Raw genomic sequence first — 23078 nt, 5'->3', positions numbered from 1 at the left:
CGCCATGAGCGACGATCTTCCTACCGCCGGCCGCTTCGACGGGCGCGACCACCTCTTGCCGGTGCGCGTCTATTACGAGGACACCGATTTCACCGGCCTGGTCTATCACGCTAACTATGTCCGCTATTTCGAGCGGGGGCGGTCGGACTTCCTGCGCGCCATCGGCGTGGGCCACGCCGACCTGCTGGCCGAGGACGAGCCGCTGGCCTTCGTGGTGTCGGAACTGAACATCAAATATCTGAAGCCCGCCCGCATCGACGACGCCCTGGTGGTGCGCACCGTCTATGAGTCGGTGAAGGGCGTGCGGCTGATCATCCGCCAGACGGTGGAGCGGGCCGGCCAGGTGCTGTGCCGCGCCGAGGTGGTCGCCGTCTGCATCCACCTGGACGGTCGGCCGCGTCGGCCGACGCGGGCCCTGGTCGAAAAAGTCACGCCGTGGCTGGCGGGCGATCGGGCGGCGGGCTAGGCAGGGAAGACGCGGAGAGACGCCATGACGCAATCGGATCGCCAGGTCGTGACCTTCACCGTCACGGCGTTCGTGCTGGGCCTGCTTCTGCTGGGCGGCGGCCTTGTCGGATGCCCGCACTACAAGGTGTGGGAGCGCAAGATGGCGGGCCAGGCCGAGCTTCAGTACCAGCAGGGCGCGCGTCAGGCCCTGATCGCCCAGGCCGCGGCCGAGGACGAGGCCGCGATCAAGCGCGCCGAGGCGGCGACCCGCCGGGTGCTGGGCTGGACCGATGCGGCCAGGCGCGGCTGCGCCGCCCTGGATCGGCCGGGCGACCGGGCCTGCGAGGAGCAGCTGCTGCGCGACGCCGCCACCTATTCCATCGCCAAGGAAGGCCACGAGGGCGTGATCATCAGCGTCGGCGCCCCGGTGTCGGTCGCGGTCGATCCCAACCGCCCCCGCGCGGCCGAGTAAGCTTTCCTTAACCGCGATGACGCCCCTGTCAGATGACGGGGCCCGCGTGCGCGTCTAGACCCCGCCACACAAAGGTCACGCCGCCTCGCTGGATAGGCGCGACTGTCCCGATTCCTGCCGGAGCGCCCGAATGACCCCGCCCGCCGACGCCTCCATGCTCAATCCGGTCGAGCTGTTCCTGACCGCCGACTGGGTGGTGAAAAGCGTGATGATCGGACTGGCGGCCGCCTCGCTCTGGTCGTGGACGATCATCATCGACAAGGCCGTGCGCTTCGCCCGGCTGAACCGCCAGGCCGACGACTTCGAAAAGGCGGTCCAATCGGGCCGGTCGCTGGAGGAGGTGGCCGCCCAGGCCGGGCCGAACCCCGAGCACGCCCTGCCGCGCATGCTGGTCATCGCCCTGTCGGACTGGCGCGAGGCGCGCCAGCGCGGGGCCATGAACGAACACCAGGGCGAACTGCTGATGACCCGCATCGACCGGGCCGCCGACAGCCTGATCGCGCGCGAGGGCCAGCGGATCGAAAGCGGCCTGGGCGTGCTGTCGATCGTCGCCACCGCCTCGCCCTTCATCGGCCTGTTCGGCACGGTGTGGGGGATCATGAACGCCTTCGACCGCATCGCGGCGGCCGGCAACACCAATCTGACCACCGTGGCGCCGGCCATCGCCGAGGCCCTGTTCGCCACCGCCATCGGCCTGGGCGCGGCGATCCCCGCCTATATCGCCTACAACAAGTTCTCGATCGACGCGGGCAAGTTCACCGGCCGGCTGGAGAGCTTCGCCGACGACTTGCAGGCCGCCGTGGCGCGCCGGCTGGGGGCCCCGTCCGCGCCGCCGCCCCCGCCCGCGCCGCCGTCGGGCCTGAACCTGAACCGGAGCCTCTGACATGGCCCTGGGCGGAGGCGGCGCGGCCCGGCCGGGCCGGCGCGGCAGGCGGGGGCGCAAGGGCCCTCTGACCGAGATCAACGTCACGCCGCTGGTCGACGTGATGCTGGTGCTGCTGATCATCTTCATGATCTCGGCGCCCCTGCTGACGGTGGGCGTGCCCCTGGAGCTGCCGCAGACCGACGCCAGCGCGGTCGAGACGGACAATGAACCGCTGACGGTCTCGGTCGACCAGCAGGGGGCCATCTTCATCGGCGAGGGCGAGACCTCGTTCGACGACCTGGCCGCGCGGCTGCTGACCGAGGCGGGCGGGTCCGAACAGGCGACGCAGCGTCCGGTGTTCGTGCGCGCCGACGGCCGGGCGCCCTATCAGGCGGTGGCGCGCGTGATGGCGCGGCTCAGCGCCTCGGGCTTCACCAAGCTGAACCTGATCACCGACACCGCCCCCACGACCACCCCCGGTTCCGCCCCGGCGGCCGGAGGCTGACCTTGCGTCGTCCCAGCCCCGCGATCCTCGGCTCCATCGCCCTGCACGCCGGGGTGGTCGCGCTCGCCTTCGTGTCGTGGCCGCGCGAGCGCGACGCGCCCAAGCCGCTGGTCAATTCGGTGCCGGTCTCGATCGTGTCCGACGTCCAGATCGCCGCCGCTCCGGCCGACAACCCCCAGCCGGAGCCCTCGCCCGACGATGCGGCGACCGCGCCGATCAGCGCCCCGGAAGAGCCGACGCCTCCGGCTCCGGACCCGACGCCGCCGCCGCCCGCGCCGTCGTCGCAGCCGCGTCCGGCCCCGCGTCCGACGCCGTCCCCGCCGCGCCCCACGCCGCCCCGGCCGACCCCGCCCCAGCCTCGGCCGCCGGAAAAGGCGCGCCCCACGCCGCCGCGCCCCGATCCGACGCCCCCGCGCCCCGCGCCCAGGCGCGAGGAGCCCAGCCTTGACCTGGACGCCCTGGCCGGCCCGACGCGCCCGACCAACAACCGCGGCCGCCCGGCGACCGGCCAACAGGGCGCCGGTCAGGCCAGTCAGGCGACGGGTCCGCAAGTCACGGCCATCTTCAACCAGGTCTATCCGAACTGGAACCTGCCCTGCGACATCCCCGGCGCGGACCAGTTGCGCATCCAGGTCGATCTGACGCTGTCGGCGGACGGTCGGATCACGCGCGGCCCGACCCTGGTCAGTCCGCAGTCCAGCGCGGTCTATCGCGCCGCGGCCGATGGGGCGCTCAGAGCGCTGCGCCAGACCGCGCCGTTCGACGTGCCGGAGGGGTTCCCCGGCGGAGCCTATCGCCCGACCTTCAACACTGAGCGCGCCTGCCGGAACCGCTGATCAGCGGGTGTCGGCGATCAGATGGAGGGCCGCTCGCCCGCCCTTGACGGCGTCCGGCGAAAGGCGGCGGTCAAAGGTCGCCAGAAGGCCGCCGTTCGAGACCGCCAAGGCCAGCAGATAAGCATCCGTGATTTGTTCAGGTGCGGTCAGGGCCGACGGGTTGAACAGCCGGCCGTTCGCCAGACTGACCGTATCGGGCCAGAAGACGTGTCCTCGCATGTCGCGCAGAAGGTCGAGGATTCGAAGCACTTCGGACGGAGGGCCGACCGGATTGCGATAGCGGTTGCTGCCGACGATCCGGACCAAACCGTTCTCGGTGATCGGACAGGTCGCCCAGGAAGCGACGGCCTCGCGATGAAACCAGGCATTCGCCGGATCGTGAAAGACGTGACGCGGATCGACCAGGGCGATCAGCACGTTGACGTCCAGCAAATAGGTCAAGGCAGTTCGTCGCGCAGCGCGTTGACGTCTTCCAATGTGACCATCGGTCCCGGCCGATCGGGCAGAAGAGGGACGCCATTGCGGAAACGGGTCGTCGTCGGTCGTTTTTGCAACGTCTGTCGCGCAAGTTCGGACAGGACTTCCCCGACTGTGCGGTCTTGATGCGCCGCGATGGCCCTCGCGGCGTTCAGCACGTCGTCGTCGATGGCCAGGGTGGTGCGCATGGGGCGAATATAATGCATCACGCATCACGCATCAACGTGACGACCTCGTCCGCAAAGTCGCCCCATTCGCCGTGAAGCTGGCGATTACGGCCGGGCCCGGCGATAAGGGCCGTCGAGCCTTTGGACGATCGGGAGCCCATCATGCGTCTGAACCCCCTGCTGGCGTCCGCCGCGGCCCTGGCGCTGGCGGCGTCTGGCCTGTCCCAGGCCCAGGCTTCCGGACAAACCCCCGGCCAGCCGGCGCAGACCGGCGCGCCTGTGGAGGTCGAGATCGATCAGGGCGTGCTTCGTCCCTTCCAGATCGCCATCGTGCCCTTCACCGGCGAACGGGGCCGCGACATCTCGGACGTGGTCAGCGGCAATCTGCGCCGCTCGGGCTTCTTCGAGCCGATGAACCCCGCCGGCTTCATCGAGACGGGCCTGACCCTGGCCAATGCGCCGAACTTTCCGCAATGGACCCAGATCGGCGCCCAGGCCGTGCTGTACGGCGGCGTGACGACGCGGGCCGACAACCGGCTGGACGTCGGTTTCCGGCTCTATGATCCCTATCGCCAGTGCCAGCTGGTCAGCTACCAGTTCACCGCCACGCCGGAGCAGTACCGCCGCATCGCGCACAAGATCTCGGACATGATCTACCAGCGCATGACCGGCGAGCCCGGCTTCTTCGACACCCGGGTCATCTTCGTGTCCGAGGAAGGCGACGCGCTGAACCGCAAGAACCGCCTGACCATCGTGGACCAGGACGGCTATCAGCCGGTGTTCCTGACCCAGGGCGACGAGGTGATCATGTCGCCCCGCTTCTCGGCCTCGCAGCCGGACGAGGTCACCTATGTGGCGCTGGGCAAGGACTACAGCCGCATCTATCTGTACAACCTGACCACCGGCCGGCGGGAATCGCTGGGCGAGTTCGACGGCCAGGTGCTGGCGCCGCGCTTTTCCAACGACGGCAACAAGGTCGCCTTCTCGATCATCCGGGGCGGCAACACCGACATCTATGTGATGGACCTGCGCAGCCGGCAGCTGTCGCGCCTGACGTCCGATCCGGGCATCGACACCTCGCCGTCGTTCAGCCCCGACGGGTCTATGATCGTCTTCAACTCGGACCGGTCGGGTTCGCCGCGCCTCTATGTCATGCGCGCCGACGGATCGGGCCAGCGGCCGATCAGCCGGGGCGGCGGCAGCTACACCGCCCCGTCGTGGAGCCCGCGCGGCGACCTGATCGCCTTCACCAAACAGTCCGGCGGCCGCTTCTCCACCGGCGTGATGGACGCCAACGGCGGCAACGAGCGCATCCTGTCGTCCAGCTATTTCGAGGAAGGCCCCAGCTGGGCCCCCAACGGCCGCTATGTGATGTTCGCGCGCCAGACGCGCGGCGGCGACACCCGGCTGTGGACGGTGGACCTGTCGGGACGGGTAGTCGCTCAGGCGGGCTATAACGGGCGCGGCACCGATCCGGCCTGGTCGCCGCTGCTGGACGCGCCGGCGGACAACATCGGCATCGGCCAAGGTCCGGACAGCTGCCCGTCCTGATCTCGCCGCACGGCGTTCGGCCGGAAGCGGAGCCTTTCGGCTCAACACTGCGTTATCGCGACTGGCGCCGCAAAAGCGCCCGGCGCAAGACTTACGGCCACGCTTGAGGCCGCCGTCCTCAGAACAGAACTCCCAGGAGACGACCCGATGAAATCCTCCAAACTGATGACCCTGGCCCTGGTGGGCTGCGCCGTCGCCGCCATGGCCGCCTGCACGCGTCGCCCGGTCGAGGGCGCGGTGCCGACCGGCCCGGAGACCCAGGTCCCCGCCGGCCCCGCCTATCCGACCGCCCCGACCGGTCCCGTCACCGGCGGCCAGGTGGGCTCGGCCATTCCGGGCTCGGAACAGGACTTCGTCGTCAACGTCGGCGACCGCATCTACTTCGACCTGGACAGCACCGAGGTCCGGCCCGAGGCCATGCCGCGCCTGGACGCCCAGGCCCAGTGGCTGATGCGCTATCCGGCGGTCACCGTCCGCATCGAGGGCAACGCCGACGAACGCGGCACCCGCGAGTACAACCTGGCCCTGGGCGCGCGCCGGGCCGAGGCGGTGCGGTCCTATCTGGTCAATCGCGGCGTGCCCGCCGGCCGCATCGACACCATCAGCTTCGGCAAGGAACGCCCGATCGCCGAGGGTTCGAACGAGGAGGCCTGGGCCCGCAACCGCAACGCCCACACCGCGGTGGTCTCCGGCGCCCAGCGCTGAGACGCCTCGACAGGATCTGAACGGAGGCGTCGGCCCAGGCCGGCGCCTCTTTTCTTTGGCCGCCGTCATCCTCTAGGTAGGGCTTGGGCAGCCAGGGGGATCGGCGCGTGGACATCGAAGGGGCCGGCGGCGCCATCACCGGGGGACTGGTCGCCGGTGCGATCGAGAAGCCGACCGGCAAGGCCGGCGAGGGCCATCACGGCGTCTGCAGCGACTGCGGCGCCGGGGTCAGCGGCAACTTCTGCTCCAACTGCGGACAGTCGACCCATTCGCATCGCACCCTGCTGCATCTGGGCGAGGAGCTGCTGCACGGGGTGATGCATTTCGACGGCCGCATCTGGCGCACCCTGCCGCTGCTGGCCTTCAACCCCGGGCGTCTGACGCGGGAGTGGGTGCAGGGCCGGCGCACGCGTTACGTCTCGCCGCTGGCGATCTTCCTGTTCACCCTGTTCGTCATGTTCTTCGCCTTGAGCTTCGCGCCGCACAAGGCGCCGGCGGACATCCTGCCCGACCAGATCGCGGGCCAGAGAACGGCCGTCGCCGAGGTCCAGGCCAACCTCGATCGGGTGAAAGCCGAACACGCCGCCGATCCCGACCCGGTCGCCGCGCGCGCGCTTCAGATCGCCGAGCAGGTGGTGGTCCGCGAGCGGGCCAAGCTGGCCCAGCTGGAGCGTGAGCTGCGCGACGGCCGGGCCGACGGCCTGACGCCGGGCAGCTGGCAGGCCAGCCTCAAGGACATGGCGGCCGGGGACGCCGAGGGCGCCAAGACCGCAGGCCACGACGCCAAGGCGGAAGGCCACGGCATGGGCGCCACCATCGTCAAGAAGCTGCAGAACCCGGACCTGGCGCTCTACAAACTGCAGCAGACGCTGTACAAATTCGCCTTCCTGCTGGTGCCGCTGTCGATCCCGTTCGTGGCGTCGCTGTTCCTCTGGAAGCGGGGGTTCACCCTCTACGACCACGGGGTTTTCGTCCTGTATTCCCTGACCTTCATGGCGATGCTGCTGATGGTCATGGTGGTGGCGGCGACCCTGTCGCGGACGCTGGGCGGGATCGTCATCCCCCTGGGGGTGCTGGCCGTGCCCGTGCACATGTTCGCCCAGATGAAGGGCGCCTACGGGCTGAGCATCTTCTCCGCCCTGTGGCGGACGCTGCTGCTGATGGTCTTCTGCACGATCATCATCGCCCTGTTCGTGACGGCCATCGTCTATATGGGCCTGGGGCATTGAGACGCCGCTGACGCCTTGCGGCGGCCCCAAATCGGTGGAACCTAGCAGCCATGACGCTCAAGCTCCCTCGCTCCCGCCGCCTCCGCGCCGTTTCCGCCGCCGCGCTCGGCCTGTCCCTGATCGCCGGCGCGCTGACCGCCGGCGGCGCCGTCGCCTGGCAGGCCCAGCCCAACATCATGGAGCGGACCCAGTGGGACAACCGGCGCCTGGAGCAGCTGGACCGCAACGTCCGCCGGCTGGAGCGGGCCCTGACCCAGAGGAACGCCGCCGGCCAGCCGGTGCTGGTCGAACCCGATCCCGAAGTGGTGGCGCTTCAGGGCCGCGTCGACCTGATGGACCGGCGTCTGTCCGACATCGAGGCCACGGTGCGGCGCATCAACGCCGACAACGAGCGCCTGACCTTCCAGCTGGACGAATCCCAGCGCGACAACACCGCCCTTCGTTCGCGACTGACGGACGCGGAGACGCGGCTGCAGAAGCTGGAGACCCAGGCCGAGCTGAACGCCCCCATCGTCGCGGACTCGCCGACCGGCGACGCGGGTCGCGACCTGGCGGCGGCCGTGACCCTGCTGGGGCAGGATCGCCCCCGGGGCGCGCGGGCGCTGGAAACCCTGGTCGCCGCCTGGCCCGACACGCCCCAGGCGCGCGAGGCCAACTCCCGCCTGGGCGACCTGCGCGTGTCGGCGAACGACAAGGCCGGCGCCGTGCCCTATTACGCCGCCGCCCTGAAGGACTGGCCCCGCATCGGCTGGGCCGCGGAGACGACTCTGAAGCTGGCCGACGCCCTGATCGCCACCGACCGCAAGACGCAAGGGTGCGCCGCCCTGTCCGAGTTCAACCGTCGCTACGCCGAGACGGCCTCGGCCACGCTGAAGACGCGGGCGGGCCAGATGCGAACCGCCGCCGGTTGCAGCTGAGCGATCCCGTCCGGGAGGGTCGCGACGCCCTGGCCGCGCGCGTGGCCGGGCGGCTGGACCGCCGGCTGTCCAAGGCCGATCCCGCGCCCGTCGCCCTGGCCCTGTCCGGCGGCGGGGATTCCCTGGCGCTGCTGCTGACGGCGGCGGCGTGGGCGAGGGCGCACGGGCGGCCGCTGCTGGCCCTGACGGTCGATCACCGCCTGCAAGCCGAAAGCGCCGGCTGGAGCCGCTTCGCGTCCGAGGCCGCACGCGCGGCCGGCGCCGACTGGCGCGGCCTGGCCTGGGACGGACCCAAGCCCGCGCGGGGTCTGACGGCGGCGGCGCGCGCGGCGCGTCACCGCCTGATCGCCGACGCCGCGCGCGAGGCGGGGGCGCGCGTCGTCCTGACCGGCCACACCGCCGACGACATCGCCGAGGCCGACTGGATGCGCGACAGGGGCGCGACCCTGGGGCGGCTGCGCGACTGGTCGCCGTCGCCCGCCTGGCCCGAGGGTCGCGGCCTGATGCTGATGCGGCCGCTGCTGGCCGAGCGGCGCGGCGCCCTGCGCGCCTGGCTGGCCGCACAGGGCGCGCGCTGGATCGAGGATCCCGCCAACGGCGATCCCCGCTTCGGCCGCAGCCGGGCCCGGCTGGCGCTGGCGGGGGATGCGCCCGCCCCGAACCCTTCCCGTCCCGAGGGCCGGAGCGAGGGCGTGACGCAGTCCCGCATCGTGGTGGAGGAAGAGGGCGTGCTGGGGCTGGACCGAACCGTGGGCGCGCGAAGCCTGGCCGCCGCCCTGGTCTGCGTCGGCGGCGGGGCGACGCCGCCCCGCGGCGAACGGCTGGCGGCCCTGCTGGATCGACTGCGCGACGGCGAGGACCTGGCCGCGACCCTGGCGGGAACCCGCATCGAGGCGCGCGGCGACCGCGTTCGGCTGATGCGCGAGCCGGGCGAACTGCGGCGACGCCCCGTCGCGCCGGTTCGGCTCTCGCCCGGCCGCGAGGCGGTCTGGGACGGACGGTTCGCGTTCCGCACGGACCAGCCGGGGTGGCGGGTGGAGGCGGCGCTGGGCCGACTGGGGGCGCTGACGGACGCCGACCGGACGCGGATCGACCGGATGCCGCCGGCGGCGCGGGGCGCCTGTCCGGTCCTGATGCGGGACGACGGGATCGGGCCGGTTCTTGCAGACCCGGCCGTCGCCAGGCGCGATCTCGTCCCGGAACGGCTCGCCCTGGCGCTGGACCAAACGACGCATGAAGACGATCTGACCCGCGCCCGATGGCGTAACGCCGTGGAACGACCTATTTTCACGGACATGACATTCAGACCGGCGGCCCAGGACGGGGCGTCGGACGACCGAGGACACTCATGAACCTTCGCAATCTGGCGATCACCAGCATGATCCTTCTGGGGATGCTGGCCCTCTACGCCTTCGTGTCGCAGGGCGGCGCCATGTCCGGCGCGGCCGCGCCCGGCGGCACGGGCCGTCCCGAGGCGGTGACCTATTCCCAGCTGCTGCAACAGGTGCAGGCCGGCCAGGTCAAGGAGGCCACCATCCGCGGCGAGGACGTCACCGGCGTCTACAAGGACGATCGCCGCTTCACCTCCGTGACCGTGACGCCCAGCACCCAGCTGGTCGACGCCATGATGGCCGCCGGCGTCAACGTCGACGCCAAGAGCACCCGGCAGTCCTGGTGGGCCAGCCTGCTGATCGGCATCCTGCCCATCGCCCTGCTGGTCGGGGTGTGGATCTTCTTCATGCGCCAGATGCAGGGCGGGGCGCGCGGGGCCATGGGCTTCGGCAAGTCCAAGGCCAAGCTGCTGACCGAGCACAAGGGCAGGAAGACCTTCGACGACGTCGCCGGCGTGGACGAGGCCAAGGAGGAGCTGACCGAGGTGGTCGAGTTCCTGAAGGACCCCGGCAAGTTCCAGCGCCTGGGCGGCAAGATCCCCAAGGGCGCCCTGCTGGTCGGCCCTCCCGGCACCGGCAAAACGCTGCTGGCGCGCGCCGTGGCGGGCGAGGCGGGCGTGCCCTTCTTCTCCATCTCGGGCTCTGACTTCGTGGAGATGTTCGTCGGCGTCGGCGCCAGCCGCGTGCGCGACATGTTCGAACAGGCCAAGAAGAACGCGCCCTGCATCATCTTCATCGACGAGATCGACGCCGTCGGCCGCCACCGCGGCGCGGGCCTGGGCGGCGGCAACGACGAGCGCGAGCAGACGCTGAACCAGCTGCTGGTCGAGATGGACGGCTTCGAGGCGTCCGAGAACATCATCCTGATCGCCGCCACCAACCGCCCCGACGTGCTGGACCCGGCCCTGCTGCGTCCCGGCCGCTTCGACCGCCAGGTGGTGGTGCCCAACCCCGACGTCTCGGGCCGCGAACGCATCCTGCGCGTCCACATGAAGGACGTGCCCCTGGCCGCCGACGTCAATGTGAAGACCATCGCGCGCGGCACGCCCGGCTTCTCCGGCGCCGACCTGGCCAATCTGGTCAACGAGGCGGCCCTGACGGCGGCGCGCAAGGACCGGCGCATGGTCACGCACCGCGACTTCGAGGACGCCAAGGACAAGGTGCTGATGGGCTCGGAGCGTCGCTCGATGGCGATGAACGAGGAAGAGAAGCGCCTGACCGCCTATCACGAGGCCGGCCACGCCATCGTCGCCATGAACGTCAAGATGGCCGACCCCGTCCACAAGGCGACCATCGTCCCGCGGGGCCGCGCCCTGGGCATGGTGATGCAGCTGCCGGAAGGCGACCGCTATTCGATGAAGTACCAGCAGATGATCGACCGCATCGCCATCATGGCCGGCGGCCGGGTGGCCGAGGAGCTGATCTTCGGGCCGGAGAACATCACCTCGGGCGCATCGTCCGACATCGAGCAGGCCACCAAGCTGGCCCGCGCCATGGTGACGCGCTGGGGCTTCTCCGAGAAGCTGGGCACGGTGGCTTACGGCGAGAACCAGGAAGAGGTCTTCCTGGGCCATTCGGTGGCGCGCAGCCAGAACATCTCGGAAGAGACGGCCCGCACCATCGACGAGGAGGTCCGCCGCCTGGTCACCTCCGGCTGGGACGAGGCGCGCCGCATCCTGACCGACAAGGCCCAGGACCACGAGGCCCTGTCGCAGGCCCTGCTGGAATACGAGACCCTTTCGGGCGAGGAGATCAAGGACCTGCTGGAGAAGGGCGTCGCGCCGAACCGCGACGAGAACAACTTCCCCAACGCCGGGCCTTCGGTCTCGGTGCCGGTCACGCCGGTGTCGGACGGGACCGACATCGAGGTCCCCGCGCCCAGGCCCGCCTCGACCAGCGTGCCCACGGTCCACTGATCCCGGGACAGACCCCCAAAACAGGAAGACCCGCCGGAGCAGACGCCCGGCGGGTTTTTCTTTGCGCGGCGCCCGCCTGAGCGTCCGCAAGCGAACTAGTTTGCATTGCAGACTAGTCTGTGAGATACGGCCTTATCCACAATGGGAGGGGTCGCCATGACGGCATCCGAAATCGATCGATCCGAGCGCCTTCACGGGCTCGACGGGCTGCGGGGCGCGGCCCTGATGCTGGGGGTGGTGCTGCACGCCGCCATGTCCTTCTTTCCGACGCAGATCTGGATCGTCGGCGACGACCAGCGCTCGGCCTGGGCCAGCGGCCTGTTCTTCGTCATCCACGTCTTCCGCATGACGACGTTCTTCCTGATCGCCGGCCTGTTCGCCCACATGATGCTGGCCCGCCGGGGGACGTGGGGCTTCGTGAAGAACCGAACGGTCCGCATCGCCGCGCCGCTGGCCGTGTTCTGGGGCGTGGTGCTGATGGCCATCGTCGCGGTCCTGATCTGGAACGCGAGCCTGCAGGGGATGACGGCGGCCGAGGCCCCGCCCCCGCCGACCTACGACTGGACCAACATCCCGCTGACCCATCTGTGGTTCCTGTGGGTCCTGCTGATCCTTTATGCGGCCCTGGTGATCCTCCGCGCGCCGTTCGCAGCCCTGGACCGCGACGGCGCCTGGGGCCGATCGGTCGATCGGCTGACGGCGGGCCTGATCGGTCCCTGGGGACCGTTCGTGCTGGGCGCCCCCCTGGCGGTCGCCCTGTGGCTGCAGCCCGACTGGATCGCCTTCTTCGGCGTGCCGACGCCGGACGCGGGCCTGGTTCCGAACACCCCGGCCCTGGTCGGTTTCGGCCTGGCCTTCGGCTTCGGCGCCCTGCTGGATCGCCGCCGTGACCTGCTGGGCCGGATCCAGGCGTGGGGACCGGCCTATCTGGGACTGGCGGCCGGCGCCGGCGCCACGGCCCTGATGCTGGCCGGCGGTCCCGATCCGCACCTGGCTCCGATGACCGATCCGGCGACCAAGGCGATGACGGCGGCGGCGTTCGGCGTGGCGATTTACGCCTCGGCCTTCGCCGCCGTGGGCCTGGCGCTGCGGTTCTGGTCGGGGCGCAGCGCTGTGCGTCGCTATCTGGCCGACGCGTCCTACTGGATCTACATCGTCCACCTGCCGCTGGTGATGGCGGCCCAGGTGCTGGTGCAGGACTGGAGCGCGCCGTGGTGGGCCAAGCTGGCGCTGGTGGTCGCGGGCGTCTCGGGCCTCAGCCTGGCCAGCTACGAGCTGCTGATCCGCCACACCGTCATGGGGCGCTGGCTGAACGGGCGGCGCGTGCCGTGGCGGCGCCCGGCGCCGGCCGCCCTCGTCCCCGCCGAATAGCTTGCCAACCCGGCCGGCGGCGTCCATCCGGAAAGCGCCGCCGGCCGCACAGGATTCTCTCGATGACCGACAAGTCCCGCAGCACGCCCGAAGCCGACCTGGCCTTCCTGCGCTCCATCGTCCAGGGCGGGAACAATCCCAAGGCCGCCCTGACCCTGGGCGTGGCCTATCTGGCCGGGGGGCTGCTTTACGGGCTGCAATGCCTGTTCCACATCGGCCAGGTCTGGGGCGTGATCCGTTGGCCCGACCTGGCCAACCTGGCCTTCGTCGTCGCCATCACCGTCGCCTTCTTCATCGTGCTGATGTGGGCGGTGCGCGAGGACCGCAAGGCCGGAACCGCCGGACCGATCGTGACCCGGACGTTGAACGCGGCCTTCAGCGGCGCGGGCATGGCCAATCTGGCGATCGTGATCGTCTTCGGCTTCGGCGCGCGTCGCGACCAGGATTTCGCGGTCTGGCTCTATTATCCGTCGATGATCTTCGCCCTTCAGTCCGCCGCCTGGTTCGTGGCGTGGAACCTGAAGAAGAAGGGCTGGATGCTGGCGACCTCGCTGGGCGGCTGGGCGACGGCGGTGGCCCTGGGGCTGCTGGTGCGCGAGTCCGTGACCTACCTCTACGTCTGCACCGCCGCCCTGTTCCTGCTGTTCGCCGGGCCGGGCTGGATCATGACGCGCGACGCCCTGCGCAAGCGCCAGATCGAAGCGGACGTCGCCTGATCCGATGAGCCTGGAGCAACTCGGCAAGATCGACGAGGTCATCCACGGCCGGATGCGGCTGGGGATCATGGTCTATCTGGCCGACGCCGAGGCGGCGGACTTCACCGAACTGAAGACCGTTCTGGAGGCGACCCAGGGCAATCTGTCGGTTCACCTCAAGAAGCTGGAGGAGGCCGGCTACGTCGCCATCGCCAAGAGCTTCGTCAACAACAAGCCCCTGACCCGCGTGTCGATCACCCCGGCCGGCCGGACCGCCTTCGCCGCCTATCTCGACGCCATCGGCGCCCTGATCGGGCGGTCCTGAGGGCTCAGGGGTCGACCGGGCCTTCCGGGTCCTCGATCATCACCGGCGTCAGGCTGCGTTCGGCGCCGGACGGATCGGTCCAGGCGATGGTGCGACCCTCGACCAGGCCGATCAGGCCCGCGCCCACATGGGACAGGACCGATACCTTGCCCGCGTCGATGTCCGCCTCGTGCGGCAGGACGATCTGGATGCGGCGCGTCTGGGGCGACCGGCCGTCCACATAGTGCAGCCAGCGGTGAAGCGGCGCCGCGCCGGCCGGCCGCTCGCCGGGCTCGCACACGATGGCGCGATCCAACTCCTGCTGAAGAAGGCCGGCGACCCCCTCGGCGGGCATGTCGCCGACGAGGCGGGACAGGGTCTGGTGATCCTCGACGCTGAGGAAGACGTCGGGACGCGCGGGCGTGGCCGGGGAAGCGGTGGAAGTCATGATGAATCTCGCGGATCGCCGGGCGCGCGCACGGCGCCGGGCGGAAGATGGAAGCGTCAGGGGGTTCAGGTCGTCGCCCGGAACGGGGCGAAAGGCGCGCGGCCGTTCCGGGTCAGACGCCTGCGACGAGACGTCCCGCGTGGGAAAGGCGTCGAGCCTGGCTGACGAAGCGAGCGATCACGGCTAGAGGCTGGTCCCATGCCGCACGAAAGTCAAACCGCCGCGCCGTCCATGACGCCGCAGGTCATGGGGATCGTCAACGTCACCCCCGACAGCTTTTCCGACGGCGGACGCTGGGCCTCGGCGGAGCGGGCGATCGACCATGCGATGCGGCTGGTCGAGCAGGGGGCCGACGTGTTGGACATCGGCGGCGAGAGCACGCGGCCGGGCGCGCGGCCCGTGGCAGGGGCCGAGGAGATCGACCGCACGGCGCCGGTGATCGCGGGCCTGCGGGCGCGCTGGGACGGGCCGATCAGCATCGACACCATGAAGCCCGAGGTCGCCCGCGCCGCCGTCGCGGCCGGGGCGGGGATGTGGAACGACGTCAGCGCGCTGACCCACGCGCCGGACAGCCTGGCGACCGCGGCCGTCCTGGGTTGCGAGGTGGTGCTGATGCACATGAAGGGCGAGCCGCGCACCATGCAGGCCGATCCGCGATACGACGACGTGGCGCGAGAGGTGCGCGACCATCTGGCCGCGCGGGCCGAGGCGGCGATGGCGGCGGGCGTGGCGCGCGACAGGATCTGGCTGGATCCCGGCATCGGCTTCGGCAAGACGGCGGCGCACAACCTGACCCTGACGGCGCGGCTGGAGATGCTGACCGCCCTGGGATTTCCCGTCCTCTACGCCGCCAGCCGCAAGCGCACGATCCAGGCGATCGACCCGACGGCGACCGAGGCGGCCGACCGGCTGGGCGGCTCCCTGGCCCTGGCGCTTGAGGGGGTCCGCCGCGGCGCGCGCATGGTGCGGGTCCACGACGTGCGCGAGACGGTCCAGGCGCTGAAGGTCCAGAGGGCCGTGGCGGCCGCCGCCCGCCGGGTGTAGGGGGCGGAAAACCCTCCTGCAGAGCGCGTCATGCCCCTGAACCCCTATGTGACGCCGATCCTGCTGCTGGTCGTGTCCAACGCCTTCATGACCTATGCCTGGTACGGGCACCTGAAGGGCGATCCAAAGCCGCTGTGGTTCGCCGTCCTTGCCAGCTGGGGGGTGGCCTTCTTCGAATACTGGTTCGCCGTGCCCGCCAACCGCATCGGCCATCAGGTCTATTCCGCGGCTGAGCTGAAGACGATGCAGGAGGTGATAACCCTGGCCGTCTTCGCTGGGTTCTCGGTGCTGTACCTGGGCGAGAAGCTGACGGTGAACCACCTGATCGGCTTCGGCTTCATCGCCGTGGGGGCGTTCTTCATCTTCAAGGGCCCCCTGCATTAGAAACCCGCGCTTGCCCCCGGCGCCGGCTTGTCCCACATGGGCGCCATGTCCTGGATATTCTCGATCAATCCGTGGCTGACGCTGGTCGTCGCCGGCCTTCTGGAAGTGCTGTGGGCCTCGGGTCTGAAGTCGGTCGGCCCGCAGAGGCCGCTGACGTCGCTGGGGGTGCTGGTCGCGCTGGCGGGCAGCATGGTCCTGCTGTGGGCGGCGACGCAGAAGCTGCCGATCGGCACGGCCTATGCGGTCTGGACCGGTATCGGCGCGGTGGGCGCGGCCCTGGTCGGGATCGTCGTCTATGGCGAGCCGGCGACGGCGGTGCGGGCGGTCTGCATCCTGCTGATCGTGGCCGGCATCGTCGGCCTGAAACTGTTTTCGGGCGCGCATTGATGGGCGCGGACGGCGATGGCGGACCACCCGCTCAAGCAGACGCCCGCCGCGCGGGCGGCGATAGCGAAACGACCGCTCAAGCAGACGCCCGCCGCGCGGGCGGCGATAGCGGAAAAAGAATGGGCCGGGTCCTGATACTGGCGGGGTCGGACTCCGGCGGCGGCGCCGGGATCCAGGCCGACATCAAGGCCGTGACGATGATGGGCGGCTACGCGGCCACGGCTCTCACCGCGATCACGGTGCAGAACACCCTGGGGGTCCACGGCGTCCATCCGCTGCCGCTGGACCTGATCGCGGCCCAGGCGCGCGCGGTGCTGGACGACATCGGGACCGACGCGGTCAAGACGGGAATGCTCGGCTCGGTCGAGGTGGTGGAGACGGTCGCCGCCCTGCTGGACCAGGCGCAGGCCCCCGCCGTGGTCGATCCGGTCATGGTGGCCAAGGGCGGGGCGGCCCTGTTGCCCGATGCGGCGGTCGAGGCGGTGAAGGCGCTGATGATCCCGCGCGCCGCCCTGCTGACCCCGAACGCGCCCGAGGCCGAGGCCCTGACGGGTCTGGCGGTGCAGGACCTGGACGGCCAGCGGCGGGCGGGCGAGGCCTTGCTGAGGCTGGGCGCCCGGGCCGTGCTGATGAAGGGCGGCCACGTTCCCGGACCGGCGGTGATCGACGTGCTGATGACGGCGGACGGCGAGACGGTGCTGGAGGCCGAGCGGATCGACACCCGCCACACCCACGGCACCGGCTGCACCCTGGCCAGCGCCTGCGCGGCGGGCCTGGCCCTGGGCCGCCCGCTGGAGGTCGCGGTCGCCCAGGCCTGGGCCTATGTCGGCGAGGCGATCCGCCGCGCCCCCGGCCTGGGCGGCGGGCACGGCCCCCTGGACCACGGCTGGCCCGTCAGGAACTGACCCCGGACCCGGCTCAGGCGTGGGGCTGGGCCAGGACGACCAGATTGCCGTCGGGATCGCGCAACCGCAGGATCGACGTGTAGTCGGCCGCCTCGATCTCGCCCACGGCCAGCCCGGCCGCGGCCAGCCGGTCGCGCTCGGCCCGGATGTCCTCGACGATCAGGGTCAGGGTTCCGCGGCCGGCATCCTCCGGCTTCTGGAACAGCTGCAGCCCGCCGTCGCCGCAATCCCATTCCAGCAGGCCTTCCATCGGTCGCCGGTCGGCCTCGCGCCCGAACACGGCGGCGAACCAGCGCGCGGCGTCGGGCAGCGCCTTGCAGGACAGATTGGCGTAGATGGCGGCGATGGGCATGGCGGGCTCGCGGGAAAGGTTGTTCCTGAACGGGACGGGCCGCTAAGGGATGCGCATGAGCCGCGCCGAATCGTCAGCCCTGACCGACCGTCTGGTGGAGATCGTGCGCCGGGACGCCGGATTGATGCAGGTTCTGACGACCGTGCGCGGGCTGGACCTGCCCGACTGGCGCATCGTGTCGGGCGCCGTCTATCAGTCGGTCTGGAACGCCCTGACCGGCCGGCCCGCCGGCTATGGCATCAAGGACTACGACCTGGCCTATTTCGATGCGTCCGACCTGTCCTATGAAGCGGAGGACATCGTGATCCGGCGCGTCGCCGCCGCCTTCGACGAGCCCTTCAGAAGTCAGGTCGAGGTCCGCAACCAGGCGCGCGTCCACCTGTGGTTCCAGGACCGCTTCGGCGAACCCTATGCGCCGCTGGGATCGACGGACCAGGCGCTGGACCGGTTCGTGGCCCCGGCCTTCGCGGTGGGCGTGCGGCTGGAGGCTGACGACCGCCTCACGGTCGCGGCGCCATTCGGGCTCGAGGACGTCTTCGCCCTGACCCTGCGCCCCAATCCGGATCGCCCCCTGGCCAGGGGGTGGACCCGCGCCATCGACAACGCCCGCGCCCGCTGGCCCGAGCTGACGGTGATCGCGGCCTAGGGGCTGACGCCGTCTTCCAGTTGAAGCTCGGGCGCGGCGGCGGTCAGGGCGGCGCCCAGGGGCAGGTGCAGGATGAAGGCGGCGCCCTTGCCCGGTTCGCTCTCCACCTCGGCCCAGCCGCCGTGCAACTCGATCAGCGCCTTGACCAGGGCCAGGCCGACGCCCGGCCCGCCCCGCTCGCGCCGCACGAAGCGGTCGAAGACATGGGCCTGCAGGTGATAGGGGATGCCCCGGCCCGTGTCGGCGACGGTCAGCCGGACCTCGGCCGGTCCCGCCTCGGCGGTCAGGGTCACCGCCCCGCCTTCGGACACGGCGCGGGCGGCGTTCTCCAGCAGATGGTCCAGCGCCTGGCCGATGCGGCGGGCGTCGGCGCGGATGGGCCGCAGGTCGGGCGCGCAGGTCACGGTCAGGGTCGCGCCCCGGCCCTCGACCTTGGCGCGGATCTTGTCGGCGGCCTCGTCGAACAGGTCGCGGATGCGCACGTCGCCCAGCGACAGCTCCATCTCGCCGGCGTCGATCTGGGCCATGTCCAGGACGTCGTCGATGGAGCGGGCCAGCTGGCTGGCGGCGATGCGGATGGCGCCCGCGTGCTGGCGCATCCGGTCGGGCAGTTCGCCGGTCGCCTCCAGCAGTTCGGAATAGCCGACGATGGTCGTCAGCGGCGTGCGCAGTTCATAGGAGACGCTGCCGACGAATTCGCGCTTCAGGGCCTGGCTTTCGGCCAGGGCCTGCTCGCGCTGGACCAGGGCCTGCTCCAGTTCGCGCCGGGCGGTGACGTCGGAAAAGGCGACCAGGGTGGCCCCGTCCGGCAGGGGGCGGGTCTGCCAGGCGGCGACGCGGCCGTCGGCGGCCCGTCCCTCGCCCGAGATGGCGATGCGGCTTTCCGGGTCGGGATCGGCCACGCGCGCCTTCAGCCCCAGCCACAAGGCCGGGTCGGGCAGGGCGGCCTTGCACAGTTCGGCCAGGGCGTCGAAGTCGCCGGCGGCGGCGATCTGGTCGCCGCTCAGGTTCCAAAACCGCTCGAACGCCTCGTTGTGCAGCCTCACGCGGCCGTCCGACCCGAACACGGCGACCGCGTCGTTCAGCTTGTCCAGGGTGGCGCGCTGGACCTGGAGCTGGGCGTTGAAGCGGCTGCGCAGCTGCAGTTCGTCGGTGATGTCCGAGAAGATCAGCAGGATGCCGCCCAGCGGGTGCGGCTGGCGCACGACCCGCAGGGTGCGCCCGTCCGGCAGCGACCAGCTGTCGTCCGGCGCGGCTTCCGAGGCGCCGTAGAAGTCCAGTTCGTGCGCCTTCCAGCCGGCGTAGTCGACCACCTCGGGCAGGCGGCGGCGCTGGCGCAGGTGGTCCAGCAGTTCGGCGTGGGTCGGCCGCTCGTCCAGCCAGGCCGTGTCCAGGTCGAACAGGGTGCGAAAGGCGGTGTTGTGGAAGGCCAGGCGCTTGGCCGGGCCGAAGATGGCCACGGCGTCGGCCAGGTGGTTCAGCGTCTCGTCATGGGCCTCGACGTGGCGACGCAGGGTGTCGCGCGTCTCCTCGGCCTCGGTCACCTCGATGGCGAAGGCCGTGACGGCGCCGCCGCCGGCCGGTTCGGCGATGATGCGCCAGGCGCGCCGCCGCTCGCCGCCGGTGGTCCAGCGGAAGCCTTCCTGGCGCACGCCCAGCCGCCGCGCCTCGGCCACCAGGGCGTCGGCCCCGCGGTCGAAGCTCGTCTTGGCGGCGCGGGCGGCCTCCAGCGTCTCTGCGCCGACTTCGTCCAGGAACGCCGTGTTGGCCCAGGCCAGCAAGCCCGCGCCGTCGGCGACCCAGGTGGGCGTGGGCGAGGCGTCGGCCAGCAGGGCCAGGCCGCTTTCGATCGCCTCGGCCCCGGTCAGGGTGACGCTGGAAGCCGGCGCCAGCCGCAGCCAGGCCAGGCCGCCGGCGACGCGCCCCTCGACCCGCCACGGGCTTGCGGCGTCCCGCCCCGCCTCGTCCAGCAGGGCCAGGCCCTCGAAGGGGTGACCCTGCTCGACCAGGGCGTCGATGGCCGCGCCGTGGCCGGGACGCAGGCGCTCCAGCAGCGCGGCGGCCGGGGTCTCGGCGCCGTGCGTCCAACGCGAGACCAGCTCGGCCGGACCCAGGATTTCGCCCGCCGCCCGGCCATCGGCGTCCAGCGCCAGGCTGATGTCGTCGAAGGCCTGGATCAGGCCCGAGGCGCGGCTGGCGGCGACCTCCAGCGCGGCGCGGGCGGTCACGGCCTCGCGGGTCCGGGCCTCCAGCCGCACGCGCAGCCGCCACGCCCAGGCGCTGACCGCCAGCGCCAGGCCGGCGGCGCCCGCTGTCGCGGCGTAGGCGATGTCGGCCTGGGCCATGGTCGTCAGGACATCCTTCGGAAGGCGGGGCGCGCCCCGATTCGCGCGTTCACCATACCTCAAGCCGGGCGCTTGGGCGCAGCGGCGTTTTGCCGGGTGGCGCGGCGCCGCGCGCCTGCTAGGGAAGGCGCATGATCCCGCCAGAGACGACCCCGCCGCCGCAGGCCTGGGCCGACCAGGTCGCCCCCTCGCTGGACGACTTCGCCCGCCTGGCGCGGGACGCCTTCGACGCCCTGCCCGACGACTTCCGCCGGGCCGCCGGCGAGGTGGTGTTCCGCATCGACGACTTCGCCGACGACCAGACCCTGGCCGACCTGGAGATCCAGGATCCGTTCGAACTGACCGGCCTCTATCACGGCGTGGACATCGGCCGGCGCGACAGCCTGGGCCCGGCGGCCGAGCCGTCGCGCATCTTCCTCTACCGTCGCCCGATCCTGGACGAATGGTGCGAGCGCGGCGACGTGGGCCTGTCCGAGATCATCGCCCACGTCCTGATCCACGAGATCGGCCACCATTTCGGCCTCAGCGACGACGACATCCACGCCATCGAGGACGCGGACTAGCCTTCAGCCGGAACGGACGGCGACCATCATGTAGTTGATCGCGGCGTCGTCGGTCTGGCGCCAGCGGTCGTTCAGCGGGTCGTAGGCCAGGCCGTAGGGGCCCTCGACGGCGACGGGCTCCTGGGCCAGCATGGCGCGGATCTCGTCGGGCCTCAGGAACTGGCGCCAGTCGTGGGTGCCCGCAGGCACCCAGCGCAGCACGTATTCCGCCGCGACCTTGCCCAGGGCCAGCGACTTCAGGGTGCGGTTCAGGGTGGCGACCATCATCACCCCGCCCGGCCGGACCAGGCGCGAGCAGGCGCGCACGAAGGCCTCCGGATCGGCGACGTGCTCGATCACCTCCATGGTCAGGACCACGTCGAACGGCCCCGCGCCCTCGGCCTCGATCTGCTCGACGGTGGCGGCGCGATAGGCGATGTCCAGCCCGACCATCTCGGCATGGGCGCGCGCCGTGCCGATGTTCTCGGACGAGGCGTCGATGGCGGTGACGGAAAAACCCATCCGGCGCATCGGCTCGGCGATCAGGCCGCCGCCGCAGCCGACGTCCAGCAGGGTCAGCCCCTCGAACGGCCGCAGCGCCGCCGCATCGCGCCCCAGCCGCGCGCACAGCTGGTCGCGGATCAGCGTCAGCCGCGCCGGATTGAACCGGTGCAACGGCGCGAACGGCCCCTTGGCGTCCCACCATTCCGCCGCCTGGGCCGAGAAACGGGCGACGTCGGCGGGGTCGATTGATGCGCCGAAGGCGGTCTCCGCCGAATTTTGCGAAAAACCTTGCCCGTGTCGGGGTATGCGAGGCGAGGCTGCGCCGTTAGAAGCGGTCATGCGGCGAGGGATGAACCCTTCGCCCGTTCCATGCAAGCAGGGGGCGAAACGCCACGATGACGCGGCCCGATACGACGCGACTGGTGATGAAGTTCGGCGGAACCTCGATGGGCGACCTCGAGCGCATCCGCCGCGCCGCCCGCATCGTGGCGGCCGAGGTCAAACAGGGGCGCAAGGTCGCGGTCGTCGTCTCGGCCATGGCGGGCAAGACCAACGAACTGGTGGCCTGGACCGACGGCGCCGGCGCGGCCGCGCGGGGCCTGCCGATTTCGGACGACGAATACGACGTGGTGGTCGCCTCGGGCGAGCAGGTGACGTCGGGCCTGCTGGCCATGACGCTGCGGAACATGGGGCTGAACGCCCGGTCCTGGATGGGCTGGCAGGTGCCGATCGTCACCGACGACGCCCACGGCCGCGCCCGCATCGTCGACATTCCCGGTGAGAAGCTCGGCGCCGCCGTCGACAGCGGCGAAATCGCCGTCGTTCCCGGCTTCCAGGGCGTGACCCCGGAAGGCCGGATCACGACCCTGGGCCGGGGCGGCTCGGACACCTCGGCGGTGGCGGTGGCGGCGGCCCTGGGCTGCCCGTGCGACATCTACACCGACGTGGACGGCGTCTATACGACCGACCCGCGCATCGAGAGCCGCGCGCGGCGGCTGAACAAGGTTTCCTACGAAGAGATGCTGGAGATGGCGTCCCTGGGGGCCAAGGTGCTGCAGACCCGCTCGGTCGAGCTGGCCATGGCCAAGCAGGTGCCGGTGCGCGTCCTGTCCAGCTTCATCGAACCTGACGAAACCGGAAATCTGCCCGAAAAGGGCGGCACCCTGATCTGCGACGAGGAGGAGATCGTGGAAAAGCGCATCGTGTCCGGCGTGACCATGAGCCGCGACGAGGCCCGCATCACTCTGCTGGGCCTGTCCGACCGGGTCGACGCGCCCGCCGACGTCTTCACCCGCCTGGCCGAGGCCAATGTGAACGTCGACATGATCGTCCAGAGCCAGTCGCGCACGGCCGGGACGGTCAACCTGACCTTCACCACGGGTCGCCGCGACGCCGTGCGCGCCGCCGACATCATGAAGGCGGCTCAGGCCGAGCTGCCATTCGAGGAAATCCGCGTCGACGAGGACGTGGCCAAGGTCTCGGTCATCGGCGTGGGCATGAGAAGCCATGCGGGCGTCGCCCAGCAGATGTTCCGCGCCCTGGCCGACAAGGGCGTGAAGTTCCAGGCCATCTCGACGTCCGAGATCAAGATCAGCGTGCTGATCGACGCCGCCTACGCCGAACTGGCTGTGCGGGCTCTGCATTCGGCTTACGAGCTGGACGCTGTATAGGTG

General features: G+C 71.0%; 27 protein-coding genes. 21 read left to right on the top strand and 6 right to left on the bottom strand.

Annotation, left to right across the window (positions count from 1 at the left end):
• Positions 1–4 precede the first annotated feature (4 nt).
• The 5 genes from ybgC (at position 5) to M8231_RS14230 (ending at position 3125) form a co-directional block, all read left to right on the top strand.
• Entirely contained in the window at positions 5–466 is a 462-nt protein-coding gene (gene ybgC / locus M8231_RS14250) for a tol-pal system-associated acyl-CoA thioesterase (RefSeq protein ID WP_283843576.1), read from the top strand.
• A 24-nt stretch (positions 467–490) separates the two neighbouring features.
• Positions 491–919 (top strand): hypothetical protein, encoded by a 429-nt coding sequence (locus tag M8231_RS14245; RefSeq protein ID WP_250201762.1) that lies wholly within the window; start codon positions 491–493, stop codon positions 917–919.
• A gap of 130 nt (positions 920–1049) precedes the next feature.
• Entirely contained in the window at positions 1050–1802 is a 753-nt protein-coding gene (gene tolQ / locus M8231_RS14240; RefSeq protein WP_250201761.1) for a protein TolQ, read from the top strand.
• A 1-nt stretch (position 1803) separates the two neighbouring features.
• Positions 1804–2289 carry an ExbD/TolR family protein gene (locus tag M8231_RS14235; protein WP_249749422.1) on the top strand — a complete coding sequence of 162 codons (486 nt, stop codon included), beginning with the start codon at positions 1804–1806 and terminating at the stop codon, positions 2287–2289.
• Between the two features lie 2 nt (positions 2290–2291).
• The gene (locus M8231_RS14230) at positions 2292–3125 is read left to right on the top strand and encodes a hypothetical protein (RefSeq protein WP_250201760.1); all 834 of its coding nucleotides are present in this window, start codon (positions 2292–2294) and stop codon (positions 3123–3125) included.
• Here the strand turns inward: M8231_RS14230 and M8231_RS14225 are convergent, their stop codons facing one another.
• Both M8231_RS14225 and M8231_RS14220 read right to left on the bottom strand, forming a co-directional pair.
• Positions 3126–3542 (bottom strand): TA system VapC family ribonuclease toxin, encoded by a 417-nt coding sequence (locus M8231_RS14225; RefSeq protein ID WP_249749423.1) that lies wholly within the window; start codon positions 3540–3542, stop codon positions 3126–3128. It lies immediately after the preceding gene.
• A gap of 20 nt (positions 3543–3562) precedes the next feature.
• Positions 3563–3790: a CopG family transcriptional regulator gene (locus M8231_RS14220; protein ID WP_249749424.1), complete on the bottom strand. Its 228-nt coding sequence runs from the start codon at positions 3788–3790 to the stop codon at positions 3563–3565.
• 141 nt (positions 3791–3931) lie between these two features.
• Between M8231_RS14220 and tolB the strand changes: the two genes are divergently transcribed.
• From tolB to M8231_RS14175, 9 genes are all read left to right on the top strand, one after another.
• Positions 3932–5320, top strand: a complete 1389-nt coding sequence (tolB, locus tag M8231_RS14215) for a Tol-Pal system beta propeller repeat protein TolB (RefSeq protein ID WP_250201759.1) — start codon at positions 3932–3934, stop codon at positions 5318–5320.
• Between the two features lie 147 nt (positions 5321–5467).
• Positions 5468–6025, top strand: a complete 558-nt coding sequence (gene pal, locus M8231_RS14210) for a peptidoglycan-associated lipoprotein Pal (RefSeq protein ID WP_250201758.1) — start codon at positions 5468–5470, stop codon at positions 6023–6025.
• A 107-nt stretch (positions 6026–6132) separates the two neighbouring features.
• Positions 6133–7254, top strand: a complete 1122-nt coding sequence (locus M8231_RS14205) for a DUF3667 domain-containing protein (RefSeq protein ID WP_249749426.1) — start codon at positions 6133–6135, stop codon at positions 7252–7254.
• Between the two features lie 50 nt (positions 7255–7304).
• Positions 7305–8171, top strand: coding sequence for a tol-pal system YbgF family protein (locus M8231_RS14200; RefSeq protein WP_249749427.1), 867 nt, complete (start codon positions 7305–7307; stop codon positions 8169–8171).
• On the top strand, positions 8162–9523 hold the full coding sequence (gene tilS / locus M8231_RS14195; RefSeq protein ID WP_250201757.1) for a tRNA lysidine(34) synthetase TilS: 1362 nt from the start codon (positions 8162–8164) through the stop codon (positions 9521–9523). The genes M8231_RS14200 and tilS overlap by 10 nt, the downstream gene beginning before the upstream one ends.
• Positions 9520–11478 carry an ATP-dependent zinc metalloprotease FtsH gene (gene ftsH, locus M8231_RS14190; protein ID WP_250201756.1) on the top strand — a complete coding sequence of 653 codons (1959 nt, stop codon included), beginning with the start codon at positions 9520–9522 and terminating at the stop codon, positions 11476–11478. The genes tilS and ftsH overlap by 4 nt, the downstream gene beginning before the upstream one ends.
• A gap of 156 nt (positions 11479–11634) precedes the next feature.
• Positions 11635–12849: an acyltransferase family protein gene (locus M8231_RS14185; protein ID WP_250201755.1), complete on the top strand. Its 1215-nt coding sequence runs from the start codon at positions 11635–11637 to the stop codon at positions 12847–12849.
• 62 nt (positions 12850–12911) lie between these two features.
• Positions 12912–13565: a hypothetical protein gene (locus M8231_RS14180; protein ID WP_249749428.1), complete on the top strand. Its 654-nt coding sequence runs from the start codon at positions 12912–12914 to the stop codon at positions 13563–13565.
• A gap of 4 nt (positions 13566–13569) precedes the next feature.
• Positions 13570–13869, top strand: coding sequence for a winged helix-turn-helix domain-containing protein (locus M8231_RS14175; RefSeq protein WP_249749429.1), 300 nt, complete (start codon positions 13570–13572; stop codon positions 13867–13869).
• Positions 13870–13873: 4 nt separating this feature from the next.
• Here M8231_RS14175 and M8231_RS14170 read toward each other — a convergent pair whose 3' ends face one another.
• The gene (locus M8231_RS14170; RefSeq protein WP_250201754.1) at positions 13874–14296 is read right to left on the bottom strand and encodes a GreA/GreB family elongation factor; all 423 of its coding nucleotides are present in this window, start codon (positions 14294–14296) and stop codon (positions 13874–13876) included.
• A gap of 198 nt (positions 14297–14494) precedes the next feature.
• Here M8231_RS14170 and folP point away from each other — a divergent pair, with 198 nt between their 5' ends.
• The 4 genes from folP to thiD all read left to right on the top strand — a co-directional run bounded on the left by folP (position 14495) and on the right by thiD (position 17016).
• Positions 14495–15340 (top strand): dihydropteroate synthase, encoded by an 846-nt coding sequence (folP, locus tag M8231_RS14165; RefSeq protein ID WP_249749430.1) that lies wholly within the window; start codon positions 14495–14497, stop codon positions 15338–15340.
• Positions 15341–15370: 30 nt separating this feature from the next.
• Positions 15371–15724, top strand: a complete 354-nt coding sequence (locus tag M8231_RS14160; RefSeq protein ID WP_249749431.1) for a DMT family protein — start codon at positions 15371–15373, stop codon at positions 15722–15724.
• 45 nt (positions 15725–15769) lie between these two features.
• Positions 15770–16111: a DMT family transporter gene (locus M8231_RS14155; protein ID WP_249751917.1), complete on the top strand. Its 342-nt coding sequence runs from the start codon at positions 15770–15772 to the stop codon at positions 16109–16111.
• A gap of 119 nt (positions 16112–16230) precedes the next feature.
• On the top strand, positions 16231–17016 hold the full coding sequence (gene thiD / locus M8231_RS14150) for a bifunctional hydroxymethylpyrimidine kinase/phosphomethylpyrimidine kinase (RefSeq protein ID WP_250201753.1): 786 nt from the start codon (positions 16231–16233) through the stop codon (positions 17014–17016).
• 13 nt (positions 17017–17029) lie between these two features.
• On the opposite strand, the gene M8231_RS14145 is transcribed toward thiD, so the two are convergent.
• Positions 17030–17368 carry a VOC family protein gene (locus M8231_RS14145; protein WP_249749432.1) on the bottom strand — a complete coding sequence of 113 codons (339 nt, stop codon included), beginning with the start codon at positions 17366–17368 and terminating at the stop codon, positions 17030–17032.
• A 55-nt stretch (positions 17369–17423) separates the two neighbouring features.
• Between M8231_RS14145 and M8231_RS14140 the strand changes: the two genes are divergently transcribed.
• Positions 17424–18014 (top strand): nucleotidyltransferase family protein, encoded by a 591-nt coding sequence (locus M8231_RS14140; RefSeq protein ID WP_249749433.1) that lies wholly within the window; start codon positions 17424–17426, stop codon positions 18012–18014.
• On the opposite strand, the gene M8231_RS14135 is transcribed toward M8231_RS14140, so the two are convergent.
• Positions 18011–20359, bottom strand: a complete 2349-nt coding sequence (locus M8231_RS14135) for a sensor histidine kinase (protein WP_250201752.1) — start codon at positions 20357–20359, stop codon at positions 18011–18013. The genes M8231_RS14140 and M8231_RS14135 overlap by 4 nt on opposite strands.
• A 131-nt stretch (positions 20360–20490) precedes the next feature.
• On the opposite strand from M8231_RS14135, the gene M8231_RS14130 reads away from it, so the two are divergent.
• Complete coding sequence (locus tag M8231_RS14130) at positions 20491–20922, top strand: metallopeptidase family protein (RefSeq protein WP_249749434.1); 432 nt, start codon at positions 20491–20493, stop codon at positions 20920–20922.
• Positions 20923–20925: 3 nt separating this feature from the next.
• Here M8231_RS14130 and ubiG read toward each other — a convergent pair whose 3' ends face one another.
• Positions 20926–21744: a bifunctional 2-polyprenyl-6-hydroxyphenol methylase/3-demethylubiquinol 3-O-methyltransferase UbiG gene (gene ubiG, locus M8231_RS14125; protein ID WP_249749435.1), complete on the bottom strand. Its 819-nt coding sequence runs from the start codon at positions 21742–21744 to the stop codon at positions 20926–20928.
• A gap of 56 nt (positions 21745–21800) precedes the next feature.
• On the opposite strand from ubiG, the gene M8231_RS14120 reads away from it, so the two are divergent.
• Positions 21801–23075 (top strand): aspartate kinase, encoded by a 1275-nt coding sequence (locus tag M8231_RS14120; RefSeq protein WP_250201751.1) that lies wholly within the window; start codon positions 21801–21803, stop codon positions 23073–23075.
• Positions 23076–23078: the final 3 nt, after the last annotated feature.

Origin of the sequence: Brevundimonas albigilva, assembly GCF_023573565.1 — a bacterium.
GTDB classification, from domain to species: domain Bacteria; phylum Pseudomonadota; class Alphaproteobacteria; order Caulobacterales; family Caulobacteraceae; genus Brevundimonas; species Brevundimonas albigilva.
The sequence above is the reverse complement of the archived record's forward strand: the minus strand, read 5'-3'. Positions and strand labels throughout refer to the sequence as shown.